Raw genomic sequence first — 14,695 nt, 5'->3', positions numbered from 1 at the left:
GATCAATCACCTGCCGCTGGTTCAATTACCATGTTTTTGCCCGGCGGCTCTCCGCCGTTGACGCTCGATTCGAACCCTTCGACGACCTCGCCCGGCTCGAACGGCTCACCGTCGTATTTCAACAGGCTCGAAAGCTTGTCACCGAACCGACCCAGCTCCTTTTGTGTCAGTCCGCGGAACTGCCCGGTCGCGTTCATCTCGACGACCAGACAGTCGTCGACGCTTTCGAGGAACGCAGTGACATCGCTTTCGGGGTACGGCATCAGATCGCTGACGCCGAGTGCTTTCACTTCCTCGCCACGGGCGTTGAGTCGGTCGACAGCCTCGAACACCGTATCCTGCTGGCTCCCCCAGACGAGGATACCCTGGTCGGCGTCGGCCGGACCGTGGTAGGTCTGGTGTGAGGAGTCCATACTGTCGAGGTCCTCACGGATCGAACTGAGCTTGCGCATCCGCCGATCCATCTGTGCTTTGCGGTTGTCCGGATCCTCTTCGATGTGCCCGACTGCCTGGGACTCGTTACCGGTCGCGAGGTGTCGGCCACCCTTCTGGCCTGGGATCGACCGTGGGTTGCTGCCGTCTTCGACGTCGTGACGGTAGCGCTGGAACTTGCCAGCCTGATCGTGGGCGGCCTCTTCGAGTTCTTCCTCGGTGAGGACACCTTCGAGTTCCTCGGTTGGCTCCCGGTCGAAAAAGTCGATGGGAACGGTCCGGAGCTCTCCCTGGATCTTCTGGTCGTAGACCACGATCGCCGGGAGGTTGTAGCTGTAGGCCAGTTCGAAGGCCTTCCGTGTCTGGTCGTAGGCTTCACGCACGTTCGCCGGCGCGAAGACCACACGACAGGAGTCACCCTGGCTCGTGTACAGCACGTGTTCGAGGTCGGACTGTTCGGGTTTCGTCGGGAGACCCGTCGACGGGCCTGCCCGCATCGCCTCGACGAGGACGACCGGTGTCTCGGTCATCTCTGCCAGTCCGAGCGGTTCGCTCATCAGTGCGAAGCCACCACCCGAGGAGCCGGACATCGCCTTGACGCCCGCGTGAGAGGCACCGAGTGCGAGCGATGCCGCGGCGATCTCGTCTTCGACCTGCTCGGAGATCCCGCCGAAGTGTGGCAGATTCTGGGACATGATCGTGAACACGTCCGTCCACGGTGTCATCGGGTAGCCGGCGATGAACCGACAGCCCTCGTCGAGTGCACCGTAGGAGATCGAGTCGCTACCGCTCATCATCGCCATTTCCTCGTCGTGGCTTCCTTCTGGCACCTGGAGATCGTGTGTCGTCTCCATCTCCTGGGCCTGCTCGTAGGCGATGTTCAGGATCTCGATGTTCGCGTCCTTGGCGTCACCGGACATCGCCTCGCCGATCAGTTTCTCGAACGGCTCGGTCTCGATGCCCAGCATTGCGGCCGTGAATCCGATCCCTGCCGTGTTTCGCATGACCTCTCGGCCGTGTTCGCGTGCGAGCCCACGGAGATCGATCGGGTAGACGTGCCAGTCGTTCTCCTCTGCGCGCTCTTCGAGATTGATCTCCTCGGTTGCCTCCTCGTCGATGAGCCCGGTGTCGTAGATGATGACACCGCCTTCGTTGAGGTCGTCGAGATTCTCGGAGAGGGGTTTCAGTTTTTCTTTGCCGTACACCGCCCCTTCCTTCTCGCTCCGTGCGAAGCTGTCACCGAGCGACAGCAGGAAGTTGAAACCGTCACCGCGGGATTTGACGGGTTCGTCGTCGGCGCGGACCTCGACGTACGTATGGCCACCCCGGATCCGCGATGGGTAGTGTCTGTGTGTGAAGACGTACAGCCCCGAACGCATCAACGCTTTCGCGAAGTTCTGGCTCGTCGAGTCGATACCGTCACCCGACCCACCAGCGATGCGCCATTTCAGGCCTGAATCGCTCATTGATGCCACCTCGTTTCTACTACTGACGCCATATGCGAGTGCACGGGGGCCTCCGTCTTTAACTTTGTCAAAATGTAACAGAGAACATGGTTAATCACCAAAGATTTCGTCCGCGGTGTGTGTGATTTTTGCCGGTTTATCGGGGCGCTTGCCGGTAGATCAGGTTGCGCTGGATCGGGTTCGCGCCTTCGTAGATCACGGGCACCCTGACATCTCTGTAGACGCGGGAGATGCGGTTCTCCTCGAGGACGGATCGGCCGCCGTGGAGTTGCATCCCGCGTTCGGCGCACTCGGTTGCGGCCTCCGTCGCGACTGTCTTCGCGAGTGCCGCCCAGTAGCCAGCGTTGTCTTTGTTCGCGACTTTCTCGCAGGCCCGCCAGGTGAGCGCGCGCGCGGATTCGAATTCCATGCGCATCTCGGCCAGATCGTGCTGGACGGACTGGAACTCGTCGACGGTTCGGCCGAACGACTCCCGGTCGTGAACGAACGCGGAGGCTTCCTCGATGGCTGCTGCGGCGAGTCCGATCCCGTGCCCGGCGACGATGGCGCGACCGTGGTTGAAGAACTCGGCCAGAATATAAAATCCCGACCCTTCGACGCCGATCAGATGGTCCTCGGGAATCCGGCAGTCATCCAGCGTGATGTGGGCCTGCTTCGAGGCGCGATAGCACATCTTCTCGGGGATGTGTTCGGCCTCGTAGCCGGGTGCGTCGGTCGGAACGATAAACAGTGAGTAGTTGCCGTACCGGTTGTTCTGATCGTCGCCAGTTTTGGCGTAGATCGTCAACCAGTCTGCCTCGACGCCGTTGCCGACCCAGTACTTCTCACCGTTCAACACCCACTCGTCGCCCTCCTTCTCGGCTGTGGTATCCATCCCGGCGAGATCACTGCCGGTTTCCGGCTCGGAGACGCCCAGTCCGGAGATCTGCTCGTTGGCCGCGACGGGCCGGAGGTACTCCTCGATCTGTTCCTCGCTGCCGTGTTTTTCGACGATATCGACACCGAAGCCGGCGAGCTGGAGGGTCAACGCGATGCCGGCGTCGGCCCGGTAGAACTCCTCGGCCATCGCCAGCGTGTCGGCCAGCGAGAGCCCACGACCACCGTACTCCTCGGAGATGTTCTGGGCAACCAGCCCCGCATCCATCCCCGCTTCGAGGATCTCCCAGGGGTACTCGCCCCGGTCGTAGTACTCCTCGGCGTTCGGTTCGATCTGTTCGGCCGCGAACTCGCGAGCGTCCTGTTTGATGTCACGGGCCGCTTCGGGAACGATGCTCTCTTCCAAGAGATTCATGGTTTACATTGAAAGGTAGACTAAATAAAAGTTTTACAACGGAATGAAACGGAACTGGTGTGTAGTCACGATCGTCCACGTGTGCGTGACAGAAAATATGTCCGTCAGACTTCGATCTCCTGCATCAGGCTCACGAGTTCGTCGAGTTCGGGGAACGTGTACACCTTGACGTTGATATCGGAATCCAGTGCCTGGACACGTGAGTCGAACATCAGCGCCATCTCGTCGTCGCGGTCGCCGACGAGTTCGTTGACCATCCCGCTGCCCGGCCCGTAGGTGAAGGTGGGTGTCGACATGTCGATCGTGGTGTTGAGCACGTTCGCCCAGCCGTCGATGAATCCCGAGGTCATGATGTTGCCGATCTCCTGGATCGCAGACCGTTCCATGTCGGTAAAGCCGTTTTCGGATTCCTCGCCGTTTGCCATATCACCCATCATCCCGTGTGCGAGTTTCTTCGCGTCGGTCGCGTTGAATAGAAAGAGGATGTGACCGTACGGACGTTCGGTCATCTCGATGCTGATACCGATCTGTTTTTCGTCGCCGACGTGGGCCTTGATATCCGGGATATCGATGAAGTTGATCTTCGTAATCTCCATCTCCGTCTCCATCCCCGTCATCTGGCTGAGGTGACTGGCAACCGTGTTCCCGCCCTGCTTGGCCATCTTGTTGAACAGTCCGAGCTTCCGGATATCGATCATTAAGCTCATAAGTAGCGTTCTTGTGCTCCCGTTTTTGCCGGACATATATAATACGCACCCCCGCATTTTCGTCGCCGAGAATTGCTGACCGTCTCGACGGACGCCGACTACACCGAGTCGCCGGCTAGCCCACTGTCGGTGATCTTGAACTGGGCAGTGCCGCCGGCCGCTTTCGAGTGGTGTTTCTCTAGCGTCGCGCGCCGATTCCCCCCGCGGAACCGATCCAACCGGACGATGACAGCCGACCAGTGATCGAGCGTGTGGCCGCCGAGTCCGTTCGTCGTCTCGTCTTCGGGATTGGTGTACACCTGGTTGGTGAAAGCGACGGCGATATCGTGTTTGCGCGCGAGCGAGAGCAGGTGTGTGATCTGTCTACCGACCGCGCGCAGGGCCTCGCCCTCGTCCTGTTCGGTCCGTTCGAGCCGGTAGAAGCCGGTTGCACTGTCCAGTGCGATGAAATCGACCTGCCCCGCGAACTCGGCGGCGTCCTGGACGGCCTCCTGTTGTTCCTCGAAGGTGAGTGCCTCGGTGATGATGATCCGGGAGGCGATCTCGTCGACAGAGTCGTCGTAGCCACTCGCGAGCTGTTCGAGCCGCTGGATCGGCATCCCCTCGGTATCGATGTACAGCGCGGATTGCCCCGCTGCGGCAGCCTCGACGGCTGCCGAGAGAACGAGATTGCTCTTGCCCGCCGCCGGCGCACCGTAGATCTGTGTGACCGCACCGCGCTCGAACCCTGCACCGATGAGGTCGTCGATCGGGCTACAGCCCGTCGGGATGGGATCTGTCACTGTCGAACGTTCGTGCCCATTCGCATTTAAAGAGTGGTTTTGTCGTCTGTCGCCGCCGCGTGCAGAAATGCGTCTGTTGAGTCACTCCCCCAAACTTTTTTCGAGGGGTAGTCAGTTCCTACTGGTAATGCACTGGCGTTCGCTGTCGGCGAGTGGGCTGGTGATCGCGCTGATCGGGTTCTTCCTGACCCGATTTACAGTCACGCTGGCAGCCGACGAAACGACTTCGCAGTTCCTGTTCGCCGGCATCGTGCCCCTGGTCATGGGGCTGTCACTCACGGCCTTCGGCGTCATTCTGACCGTCGGAAGCTACGATCCCAAGCTGGTCCGGACGACAGCACGGTGGTGTGCAATCGGGACGGCATCGATGGCACTACTGGTCGCACTGACCCTGCTCGGCGCACAGCCAGACGGGATGATGGATCCGGCGGTACTACGCGAACAGACCTACCTCTCGAATTTCATGATCGGCGGTGCAGTCGGTGGGACGCTTACCGGGCTGTACGCTGCCAGGAACAGGCGCCACCGGCTGGAGCTGCGACAGCAGGCAAACAGGCTTATCCTCCTCAACCGACTCCTCCGGGATCAGGTCATCAACGCCGCCACTGCGATCAAGGGTCACTCCAGTCTGCTCGCCGAGGACGACAGCCAGGAGTCGATCGAGGTGATCGACAGACAGGCACAGGCTGTGATCGACACCGTCGAAGACGTCAAATATCTCTCGAACACGGCAGACAAGGCGGATCTCACACTCGGTCCGACCGACGTGGTTGCCTGTCTGGAGGGAGAACTCGAAGCCGCCCGCGAGCGGTACCCCGAGGCGACGTTCGAGTGGACTGCCCCCGACGAGCGGATCGACGTTCGTGCGAACGCCCAGCTAGCGGAGGTGCTGGGACAGCTACTCGAAAACGCAGTCGAGTACAGCGAGAACCCACAGATCCATCTCACAATCGAGACGATACGATCCAGAGTGATGGTTCGGGTCGCCGACAACGGCTCTGGACTCCCGGATGCACAGCAGCAACTGCTCAAGCACGGGGAGATCGCCGAGTTCGACGATCCGACGACCGGGTTCGGGCTCAATATCGTCCGGCTCCTCGTCGAGAGTTTCGACGGTGAGATCGAAACGGCAGTCGACGACGGAGGCACACTGATTACGGTCGAACTCCCACGAGCCGACTCCCGACCGGACCCGGGCCGTGCAGGTAGTTCGCTCACCGTCCCGGGTGTCACACCCCCGGAGGCCGCGATCGCAATCGGAGCCGCCCTGGTCGCTGGTGCGACGATGGGGGTCGCGATGGAGGCGACCGGCGGCGGGATTCCGATCATCGGAGCGCTGTACGGGATCGAAGAGCTGGCTGTCGGCATCATCAGCCACGAGTTTCACAGCATCGTCTTCGGCCTGCTCTACGCAGGCATTCTCTCTGCGGTCCCGGCAGCCCGTTCCCAGGAAATCCACACCCGAATCGGAATTGCACTCGGTGTCAGCCTGTTTCTCTGGCTCGTCGCAGCCGGGTTCGTCATGCCGCTGTGGCTGAATCTCGTCGGCCTCTCGACGCCGGTGCCCCTGCTCACGGCTCCGTCGCTGGTCGGCCATCTCGTCTGGGCAGTGACGCTCGCTGTCCTCTATCACTACGGAACGGCCTGGCTGACCTGGACGGAGACACACGACAGGAGCTATCTGGTTGGGCTGCTCGAACGTGGCTAAAACCGGAGCGCCCACGCCGATGCAGGCGGCTGCTACACCTGCATCCGGATCAGGTCGGCAACGTCGTCCCAGAATCCGTCTTCGTACTTCGTCGCCGAGTCGATCGTCGGCCGCGCGTTTGTTTCGTTGACGACAGCGCGACCATCGCTGATGAGCAGATCGACACCGAGCCAGGGAATATCGAGTGCCTCGGCAGCGGCCCTCGCGAGTTCTCGCAGATCGTCGTCGAGTGATACGCCGCTTGCCTCCGCGCCGCGGTGGACGTTGTGTTTCCACTGACCAGCCTCGATGGCCTCGTCGGGGAGTCGGCGTTCGACTGCGCCGACCACCTCGCCGTCGATCAGCATGACCCGGAAATCGCGGGCGTCCGGGAGATACTCCTGGACGAGGAAGGACTGGTCGCCAGTGGCGCGGTAGTCGTGGACGAGATCCAGATAATCACAGATCCCGAGAAAGGAGTCCATATCGTGGGCTTTCGCGACACCGATTCCCCGGGTGGTGCTGTTGGGTTTGACGACCACGGGCCCCTCGATGCGCTCGAAGGCAGTTTTGAGGATCGCCTCGTCGGCCGGGTTCGAGACGACGACGGTCTCCGGTGTCGGAACACCAGCCTGGGAAAGTCGTGCGAGTGTCTCGCCTTTCTGTCTGGAGCGCAAGATCGCCTCGCGGCCGTTGACCCACGGTATCTGGAGGAGTCCGTCGGCGACGCCACCTTCGGCCAGTCGTGGCGGGAAGACGAAACCGACGTCGAACTGGCTGGACACAGACTGATCCTCGGTCGCGTAGACGTCAGGGCCGTCAGAAAGTACCACTGTCCGCTCTGCAGTCGGAATATGGTCGGGGTCGATCCCCCGTTCCCGGAGTGGCGACTGCATTCGCTCGTACGTTTCGGCGTTCGTGGCCACCGCGAGCCGAAGCATACCCTCTGGTTAGCCAGGAGTGACAAAAGTTGCGGGGTCCGGTCGCCACCGACCTACCACTCTTCGAGAAACGGGAACAGCAGTCCGAGCACGAGTCCGTAGAGTGCGTGCCAGCCCAGCAGTGGGAACGTAATCCACGGGATCTCCGGCGGACTCGTCAGACCCACGAACTGTGTCCAGACCGGTAACAGGAACCCGGTCCCGACGATCGCGAGTGTGAGAGCGAAGATCAGTCCCGCGAGGACGGTTTTCGAGATCCAGTTGGTGATGTAGATCAACCCCGGATCTGAGAGCACCGCCGCAAAGATGAGGCCGAACAAGGTCCCGTGGACGAGGTGGGCAATCAACCCCACGAAGAACATCCCCTCCAGCCCGTACATCCCGGCGATCGTCTCGCTGAACATTGAGGCGTTCGTGGGGAGAATCACGAGACTCGTCGCGACTGTCGCGATGAACCCCGCCGTAACGCCACCCCGCCACGCGATCGGGGCCTCTAACTCCGATACACTCTCCTGATCACGTCCGTAGTGGTCCTCGATTGCCATTGTCTAGCATATATTTGGGCCGGAAAAGTAAATAATTAATCATGGTGGAAAGTGAAACCAGCGTGAGAAAATGCCAGGAGAGGTAAACAGTCAGCAGAGATCCACCAGAGCAGCCACTGGCGGTCGTAGGAACAAGATCAGCCCGACTGCGGGGCGTCAGGAGATAAGGAGTTCTTCGCCGCGTTCGACGACGATGCGACACGGCGGTGTGATCTTGTTGTAGGCACGGCGGTAGGCTTCCTTGACTGCCTCGGCCTGGTCGACCTCGACGTAGGCGGTGAACAGCCGTTCGCCAGCGTTGATCCGTGCGGCGGTACCGACGATCTTCCCGAAGGACTGGCGCATCCCGTCGGAGACACGGTCCGCACCCGCACCGGTCGCCTGTTTGTTCTCACGGAGCACCTGGTGTGGGAACTTCCGGAGGATCATCTTGTAGTTGTTCTCGCCGAGTTCCTGAATCAGGTGGCGATTCGCCGAGAGGCGCGAGGCTTCGAGCGAGCCGTGACGGATCTGGACGGACTCCTCGACGACGAGGGAGATCTGGACCGGGTAATCCTCGGGTTCAGTGTTCTCGTCGCCCATCTTGTGCTGTGCGATCTTCGAACCGGGGATGCCCGTAATATACTCTTTGCGGGTATAGGCGGGCTTGTCGATGTCCCGGTACATCGATGCTGGTTTTTCGGACATTGTTATTCTTAAAAAGAACGTGGCCAACAGCGAGGATAAAGCCTTCGAAACGGAGGGCGCGTGTGCACGACTGACGGCGTGGGTACCTGCCGGTGCCCGGTATCTGGACGACGCTGGCATCCGGGAGCTGGACAGACGCGCTGAGAGACGGATCTATCTCTTTCCCTGTATTTATAGCTGGAAAGAACGTATCAGGGAAGAAGACACGTTGGTAACACTCGGTTAACTGCCGCTCTTTTGCCCCTACAACCCCTACTGATCAGTATGAATATGCTCGTCGACGGCGAATGGCGGACCGATACGTACCAATCGACAAACGACAAGGGTGAGTTCGAACGCTCGGAGACGAGTTTCCGGGACTCGATCAGTAGCGATCCCGACGCACGGTTCCAACCCGAATCCGGCCGGTACCACCTCTACGTCTGCTATGCTTGCCCGTGGGCCCACCGGACGCTGCTCGTGCGCGCGCTGAAGGGTCTCGAAGACGCGATTACGGTCGATTACGTCGACCCGTTCCGCGACGAGGACGGCTGGCAGTTCACACCCGAAAAGGAGGGCTGTACGGAAGATTCCCAGTACGGCAACGACTACCTGCGTGAACTCTACCAGAAAGTCGACGACGAGGTGACCGGCCGAGTGACTGTCCCAGTGCTCTGGGACAAGAAAGAGGAGACCATCGTCAACAACGAGTCCAGGGAGATCATGCGGATGCTCGACACCGAGATGGAGGAGGTCGCGACGCGGGACGTGGATCTCTACCCCGAGGGCTACCAGGACGAGGTCGACCGAGTCATCGACGAGATCTACGAACCGATCAACAACGGAGTCTACCGGACTGGCTTCGCAAAAAGCCAGGAGGCCTACGACGACGCGGTCGACGAACTGTTCGATGCACTCGATCACTGGGATTCGGTGCTCGCCAACCAGCGATATCTGGCCGGCGACCAGTTGACCGAAGCGGATATCGCGATGTTCACGACGCTCGTCCGGTTCGACCAGGTGTATCACACGCACTTCATGTGCAACAAGCAGTTCATCCACCAGTTCGACAACCTCTGGCCGTACCTGCGCGATCTCTACCAGACGCCCGGCGTCGCCGAGACGGTCAACATGGACCACATCAAGGAACACTACTACACGACCCACCCCGACGTGACACCGACGCGGATCATCGCTGCTGGCCCGGATCTCGATTTCGAGGCCGACCACGACCGAGAGGAACTCCCCGGCGGGCCACCGAAAGCACTCGTCGCTGCTGACTAACACTGGTTTCATAGTGTTTGTTGCAGTAATTTTTGTGACCACGTCACAGATATCGGTGTTTCACGCCGTGTGACCGATATCTTGTTGCACCGTCGCGGTAAAGACTCGCAACAAACACTATCAGTCGTCGCCACGGACTCTTCGTAGAAAGGTGGCCTCGTTCGAACGTTATTCGGTGTCGACGATCACGACTGCGTGCTCGGTTTCGATCATCTCCCCGTCGCCGGAGTACCGTCGCTGTTCTTCGATCTCGAACATCTCGTCGGCGAGTTCGAACTCGCCCCCGGCCCCCCGGGGTGGGTGGCCGGCGACCGCGAACGCGCCGGCGTCGATAGCCGACTAGAAGTCACCGACCTCGCTGCCGAACTCCGGCCCGACCAGCGAGTAATCCAGATCGACACCGCTGATCTCGGTCGTGATGTCCGGTTCCTCGTCGAAGGCGTCGATGCTGCCGACGTGCATCACCTCTGCGACGGGCCCGGCGAACTCGCCGACGTGGCCGTAGATCTCGACGCGATCCAGTTCGGCGTTCAGTGGCAGGCCGTTGTCGGTCTTGTACCGGCGGAGCGCGGAGATGACCTCCATCGCCGTCTCGCCTGCGTCAAGGTCGGCCTCGTAGCCGCCGGGGGCGGGCCACGCCGAGGTGTGAATCGACGCCTGTTCGTCGTAGATGCGCGTCCAGATTTCCTCCGTGATGTGCGGGAGCAGCGGTGCGAACAGCTTCAGGAACGTCCGGTGTGCAGTGACGAGTGCGAACTCCGTCGAGGCGTTGCCGCCGTCGTCGAGACGCTGTTTTGCGATCTCCAGATAGTCGTCACAGAACGTCGACCAGAAAAAGGAGCGGAGTTCCATCCGTGCCTTCGAGAACTCGTAGTTGTCGAACCGCTCGGTGATGTTTGCGACAGTCTCGTCGAGTTCGGCCAGTAGCCAGCGGTCGATCTCCGCGAGGTCGTCCTCCTCGACGTGCTCGACAGCCCCCGTCGACGGGGTCAGCTGGTCGACCAGCCGCGAGGCGTTCCACAGTTTCTGGAGCAGGCGCTCGCCAGCCTCCAGGTCACCCTCGCGGTACGGGAAGTCGTCACCGATCGAGGTGCCGGCCGCCCAGTAGCGCGCCGCATCGACGGGGAACTTCTGGAGCACCTCTTCGGGTGGGATGACGTTGCCCTTTGATTTCGACATCGCCTCGCGGTTCTCGTCGAGCACCATCCCGTTTATCATCACGTGATCGAACGGCACCTCGCCGGTGTGTTCGTAGCATTTGATGACGGTGTGAAACAGCCAAAACGAGATGATATCGTGGCCCTGCGGGCGGAGGTTGGCGGGATACAGTTCCGGCCGTTCGTAGCTGAACTCGCCGGCGTCGGCGTCCCAGTCCCAGCCAGCGTTGACGAGTGGCGTCAACGAGGAGGTCGCCCACGTGTCGAAGACGTCCTCTTCCGGAGTGAACGTCTCACAGCCACACTCCGGACAGGCGTCGACGGGTGGCTCGTCGGCGAGTGGATCGACCGGGAGATCCTCGCGGTTGGCGAAGATCTCCTCGCCGCAGTCCTCACAGTACCACAGCGGGAACGGGATGCCGGAGTCGCGCTGGCGGGAGATACACCAGTCCCACTCCAGCCCGTCGATCCAGTGTTTGTACCGGGTGAACATCTTCTCGGGGAACCAGTCCATCTCCCGACCGGCCTCCAGATACTCTTCCTTTTTGTCCAGCAGTTTCACGTACCACTGCTCGGTGACGAGATACTCGACTTCCACGTCACAGCGCTCGTGGACCTGCACTGTATGTTCGTGGTCGCGGGATTCGAGCAGGGAGCCCTCCTCGTCGAGATCCTCGATGATCGCCTCGCGGGCCTCTTTCGTGGTCATCCCCTCGTAGTCGCCGGCGAGGTCGGTCATCGTCCCCGACTCGTCGATGGCGATACGGAGATCCAGATCGTGGGCCTGGTACCACTCGATGTCGTTCTGATCACCGAAGGTACAGCACATCACGAGGCCGCTGCCGGTCTCCATATCGACGCGGTCGTCCTCGATGATATCCACTTCCTGCCCGAAGATCGGAACTCGTGCAGTGCCGCCGACGAGATGCTGATTCTCGTCGTCCTCGGGGTGGACGAAGACGGAGACACAGGCCGGCAGGAGTTCGGGTCGTGTCGTCGAAATCGTGAAGGTATCCGATTCAGGCTCGGAGCCGTCACCGGTCTCGACGATCTCGAAGGCGATATCGTTGAACTTGGTGTGTTTGTCCAGATCCTCCTGTTCGACCTGGGAGATGGCCGTCTCACAGTCCGGACACCAGATCGTCGGCGCACGTTTGCGGTACTCCCGGCCCTGCTCGTAGAGATCGAGGAAGGAAAGCTGGGAGATGCGCTGGACGCGGGGTTCGATCGTCTTGTAGGTGTGATCCCAGTCGACAGAGATAGCGAGTGACTGGATATCGGTCGTGAACTCTGCCTCGTAGGTGTCACAGACGTCGCGGCATTTCTCCTGGAACTCCCGGCGCGGGTACTCGCTGTGGTTGATATCGAGTTCGCGTTCGGTCAGTCGCTCCGAGGCGATCCCGTTGTCGTCGTAGCCGAAGGGGAAGAAGACAGTTCCCTCGCTCATCCGGCGGTAGCGGGCGACGAAATCCTGCAGTGTGAACTGGTAGAGATGGCCCATATGCAGATTACCGGAGACTGTCGGCGGCGGGGTATCGATCGTGTAGCGGGTGTCGGCGTCCCCGTCGTAGGCGTAGGTCTCTTCAGTAACCCACTGCTCTTGCCACTCGGGTTCGACGGTACTCGGGTCGTACTCCCCGTCTATGGCGTTCTGTTCGGCTGGCGGTTCGTCGGTCGGTTGGTCCTGTGTGTCGCTCATACTCTATTGACTCTTGATCGCGGTTAGAAAACGATGCCTGCGCCGAGTGGGGGTGTTAATGGGGCAAAAACGCCCCTACTACCGATCCGATAGGTTGAACTCGGCGCAACATAGTAGTATATGAACGAACGGACGGTATTAATGACATGGTTTTCGTCCGTCGGTTGTGACCGTGTCGCAGTGTCAAAAACCGGGTATCGAGAACGGTCGACACGAGAACGGCAGTTCACTCCTGGTCGACGAGTTCGAATAGAATCCCCCGGAGATCGGAGGGATCGTCGGCGACGGCGTCGGCTTCGGGCATCTGCTCGGCTGTCGAGGACTGCTGGAACCGGATCACCGTTGCGCCCGCTGCGTCGGCCGCCCGGACGCCGTTTTCAGAATCCTCGATCACGATACACGCCGCCGGATCGACGCCGAGTTCGGCCATCGCCGCCTCGTAGACGTCCGGTTCGGGCTTCCCGGGGCCGTCGATCTCGCCGGCGCTGAGAACGATCGAGAGTGGCTCCAGATCGAACCGGTCGACGACGGCATGAATCCACTCCCGCGGCGACGAGGAGACGATTCCGACCGCGAGGTCACGATCGCGGAGGTCGTCGAACAGGGCCAGCAGTTCGTCACTGGAGCCCGCTTTCTCGGCGTAGATCTCCCTGCCGTAGCTCTCGAACTCCGACAGTACGGCTTCGAGATCGGATTCGAGTCCGTACTTTTGATCGAGTTCGGGGATCGTTTCCCTGTAATCCCGGCCGGTAACTTCCCCAAGCGAGGGATTTCCGGTCACTTTTGGAAAGATCTTCTCACGCCAGATCCGACCCCAGTGTTGCTCGGAATCGACGATAACCCCATCCATGTCAAAGAGGACCACGCGATACGGGCTCATACTGTATCGTGACGATACCGGAGTAAAAGGATATTGGAACGGGTATCGATGGAGCCAGTCACGACCAGGATCAGAGCGCATAAACGATTCGCTCGCCAGTGTCGAGTCCGTTCCGCAGGGCGGCGTGAAGTCGCCCTTCACCCGGAATCCAGTCACCCACACAGTAGAGTCCGTACTCCGCTGCCGAGTCGAGTGGACCGCTGGCAACTTCGCCTTCAGGAAGTGCGTACCGCCAGCCCTGGTGGTCGGTCCAGGCTGGTGCTGCCAGCCGGTCGTCACCGAGTATGTGGGCGGTCTGGTCAGCCAGTTCGGCGACGTTTTCCGCCGGTGGCTCGTCGTAGTGCTCGACAGACCACTCGTGGTTAGCCTGGACGATCAGCAGCGACTCACCGTCGGGGACGTGGCCCGGCTTGCACTCCTCGCGTGAGACCCAGCCCACATCGTGTTCCTTGTCGGTGTTGACGACGGCGTAGTAGGGGCGATCGAGCTCGAACTCGTAGCCGAGCACCGCGGTCCAGACAGACCGGTAGGGGACTGCCTCGACTGCCTCCACCAGTCGCTCGCGGATCTCTGCATCCCACTCTGCGTTGGCCAGCAGTTCGGCTGTCTGTGGTGCTGGGGGGTTACAGAGCAGGACGTCGAACGGTCCCCAGGACTGGCCGTCCGTATCGTGCAGTTGCCAGCTGTCGCCGGTTCGCTCGATCGTCTCGACGCGGGTCCGGCGCTCGACCGTCGCATCGGTCCGGTCGAAGAGGCGTTTTGCGATCTGTGTGAGCCCCTCGCGGTAGGTCCACTTCTGTTCTTGCTCGTCGCGGCCCTCCGAAACAGTGCCCGTTTTGTCGAACACGTAGACCGGCTCGTCGATACTGGCCATTCCCGTCGTATCGAGTGTCTCGGTGACGAGGTCGACCACGCGCTGATCGTCGTCTTTGAGATAGTTCGCGCCATAGTCGTAGTACCGGCCACCGTTTCGTCGTGTGGCCGCCCGGCCGCAGACACCACCGGATTTTTCCAGCACAGTGATGGTGGCCTCCGGGACCGCCCCGTCGAGGACGTAGCTTGCTGCTGCACTCGCAGCACCCGCACCGATGATACCGATTTCCATGCTACTGAGTTGGGCTCGCGACACTAACTGACTGCGATTCTGGGATGGGTGTT

General features: G+C 60.8%; 12 protein-coding genes and 1 pseudogene. 3 read left to right on the top strand and 10 right to left on the bottom strand.

The genetic code is table 11. From position 1 onward, the window contains the following. Window positions 1–2: 2 nt before the first annotated feature. The 4 genes from EOW68_RS09405 to radB form a co-directional block, all read right to left on the bottom strand. Complete coding sequence (locus tag EOW68_RS09405) at window positions 3–1,898, bottom strand: 2-oxoacid:acceptor oxidoreductase subunit alpha (RefSeq protein WP_128224901.1); 1,896 nt, start codon at window positions 1,896–1,898, stop codon at window positions 3–5. Between the two features lie 136 nt (window positions 1,899–2,034). Further along, window positions 2,035–3,189, bottom strand: coding sequence for an acyl-CoA dehydrogenase family protein (locus EOW68_RS09400; RefSeq protein ID WP_128224900.1), 1,155 nt, complete (start codon window positions 3,187–3,189; stop codon window positions 2,035–2,037). 104 nt (window positions 3,190–3,293) lie between these two features. Continuing rightward, window positions 3,294–3,896: a chemotaxis protein CheC gene (locus EOW68_RS09395; protein WP_128224899.1), complete on the bottom strand. Its 603-nt coding sequence runs from the start codon at window positions 3,894–3,896 to the stop codon at window positions 3,294–3,296. 98 nt (window positions 3,897–3,994) lie between these two features. Next, on the bottom strand, window positions 3,995–4,747 hold the full coding sequence (gene radB, locus EOW68_RS09390; protein WP_431358849.1) for a DNA repair and recombination protein RadB: 753 nt from the start codon (window positions 4,745–4,747) through the stop codon (window positions 3,995–3,997). 58 nt (window positions 4,748–4,805) lie between these two features. On the opposite strand from radB, the gene EOW68_RS09385 reads away from it, so the two are divergent. Beyond that, window positions 4,806–6,386: an ATP-binding protein gene (locus EOW68_RS09385; protein WP_431358844.1), complete on the top strand. Its 1,581-nt coding sequence runs from the start codon at window positions 4,806–4,808 to the stop codon at window positions 6,384–6,386. Between the two features lie 32 nt (window positions 6,387–6,418). On the opposite strand, the gene EOW68_RS09380 is transcribed toward EOW68_RS09385, so the two are convergent. The 3 genes from EOW68_RS09380 to EOW68_RS09370 form a co-directional block, all read right to left on the bottom strand. Then, window positions 6,419–7,306 carry an ATP-grasp domain-containing protein gene (locus EOW68_RS09380; protein WP_128224896.1) on the bottom strand — a complete coding sequence of 296 codons (888 nt, stop codon included), beginning with the start codon at window positions 7,304–7,306 and terminating at the stop codon, window positions 6,419–6,421. Window positions 7,307–7,359: 53 nt separating this feature from the next. Further along, window positions 7,360–7,851 carry a hypothetical protein gene (locus EOW68_RS09375; protein WP_128224895.1) on the bottom strand — a complete coding sequence of 164 codons (492 nt, stop codon included), beginning with the start codon at window positions 7,849–7,851 and terminating at the stop codon, window positions 7,360–7,362. Window positions 7,852–8,007: 156 nt separating this feature from the next. Continuing rightward, on the bottom strand, window positions 8,008–8,538 hold the full coding sequence (locus EOW68_RS09370; protein WP_128224894.1) for a 50S ribosomal protein L16: 531 nt from the start codon (window positions 8,536–8,538) through the stop codon (window positions 8,008–8,010). A gap of 19 nt (window positions 8,539–8,557) precedes the next feature. On the opposite strand from EOW68_RS09370, the gene EOW68_RS09365 reads away from it, so the two are divergent. Continuing rightward, entirely contained in the window at window positions 8,558–8,764 is a 207-nt protein-coding gene (locus EOW68_RS09365; protein ID WP_128224893.1) for a hypothetical protein, read from the top strand. A gap of 38 nt (window positions 8,765–8,802) precedes the next feature. Continuing rightward, window positions 8,803–9,801: a glutathione S-transferase family protein gene (locus tag EOW68_RS09360; RefSeq protein ID WP_128224892.1), complete on the top strand. Its 999-nt coding sequence runs from the start codon at window positions 8,803–8,805 to the stop codon at window positions 9,799–9,801. Window positions 9,802–9,969: 168 nt separating this feature from the next. Here EOW68_RS09360 and EOW68_RS09355 read toward each other — a convergent pair. The 3 genes and pseudogenes from EOW68_RS09355 to EOW68_RS09345 all read right to left on the bottom strand — a co-directional run bounded on the left by EOW68_RS09355 (window position 9,970) and on the right by EOW68_RS09345 (window position 14,642). Continuing rightward, window positions 9,970–12,657: pseudogene (locus EOW68_RS09355) on the bottom strand (valine--tRNA ligase). A gap of 226 nt (window positions 12,658–12,883) precedes the next feature. After that, complete coding sequence (locus EOW68_RS09350) at window positions 12,884–13,537, bottom strand: HAD family hydrolase (protein WP_431358843.1); 654 nt, start codon at window positions 13,535–13,537, stop codon at window positions 12,884–12,886. A gap of 70 nt (window positions 13,538–13,607) precedes the next feature. Further along, window positions 13,608–14,642: an NAD(P)/FAD-dependent oxidoreductase gene (locus EOW68_RS09345; RefSeq protein ID WP_128224890.1), complete on the bottom strand. Its 1,035-nt coding sequence runs from the start codon at window positions 14,640–14,642 to the stop codon at window positions 13,608–13,610. Between the last annotated feature and the right edge of the window lie 53 nt (window positions 14,643–14,695).

The sequence above is a fragment of the Halovenus amylolytica genome, from assembly GCA_004015825.1.
Lineage (GTDB): Archaea > Halobacteriota > Halobacteria > Halobacteriales > Haloarculaceae > Halovenus > Halovenus amylolytica.
Note: the sequence above shows the minus strand (reverse complement) of the source record. Positions and strands in the feature narration are given on the sequence as shown.

What these genes read in the sequence shown, in the direction of transcription:
- EOW68_RS09375 (WP_128224895.1), bottom strand. Translation starts at nt 7,851, where the DNA reads ATGGCAATCGAGGACCACTACGGACGTGATCAGGAGAGTGTATCGGAG.
- EOW68_RS09350 (WP_431358843.1), bottom strand. Translation starts at nt 13,537, where the DNA reads ATGAGCCCGTATCGCGTGGTCCTCTTTGACATGGATGGGGTTATCGTC.
- EOW68_RS09405 (WP_128224901.1), bottom strand. Translation starts at nt 1,898, where the DNA reads ATGAGCGATTCAGGCCTGAAATGGCGCATCGCTGGTGGGTCGGGTGAC.
- EOW68_RS09380 (WP_128224896.1), bottom strand. Translation starts at nt 7,306, where the DNA reads ATGCTTCGGCTCGCGGTGGCCACGAACGCCGAAACGTACGAGCGAATG.
- EOW68_RS09360 (WP_128224892.1), top strand. Translation starts at nt 8,803, where the DNA reads ATGAATATGCTCGTCGACGGCGAATGGCGGACCGATACGTACCAATCG.
- EOW68_RS09370 (WP_128224894.1), bottom strand. Translation starts at nt 8,538, where the DNA reads ATGTCCGAAAAACCAGCATCGATGTACCGGGACATCGACAAGCCCGCC.
- EOW68_RS09385 (WP_431358844.1), top strand. Translation starts at nt 4,806, where the DNA reads ATGCACTGGCGTTCGCTGTCGGCGAGTGGGCTGGTGATCGCGCTGATC.
- EOW68_RS09395 (WP_128224899.1), bottom strand. Translation starts at nt 3,896, where the DNA reads ATGAGCTTAATGATCGATATCCGGAAGCTCGGACTGTTCAACAAGATG.
- EOW68_RS09345 (WP_128224890.1), bottom strand. Translation starts at nt 14,642, where the DNA reads ATGGAAATCGGTATCATCGGTGCGGGTGCTGCGAGTGCAGCAGCAAGC.
- EOW68_RS09400 (WP_128224900.1), bottom strand. Translation starts at nt 3,189, where the DNA reads ATGAATCTCTTGGAAGAGAGCATCGTTCCCGAAGCGGCCCGTGACATC.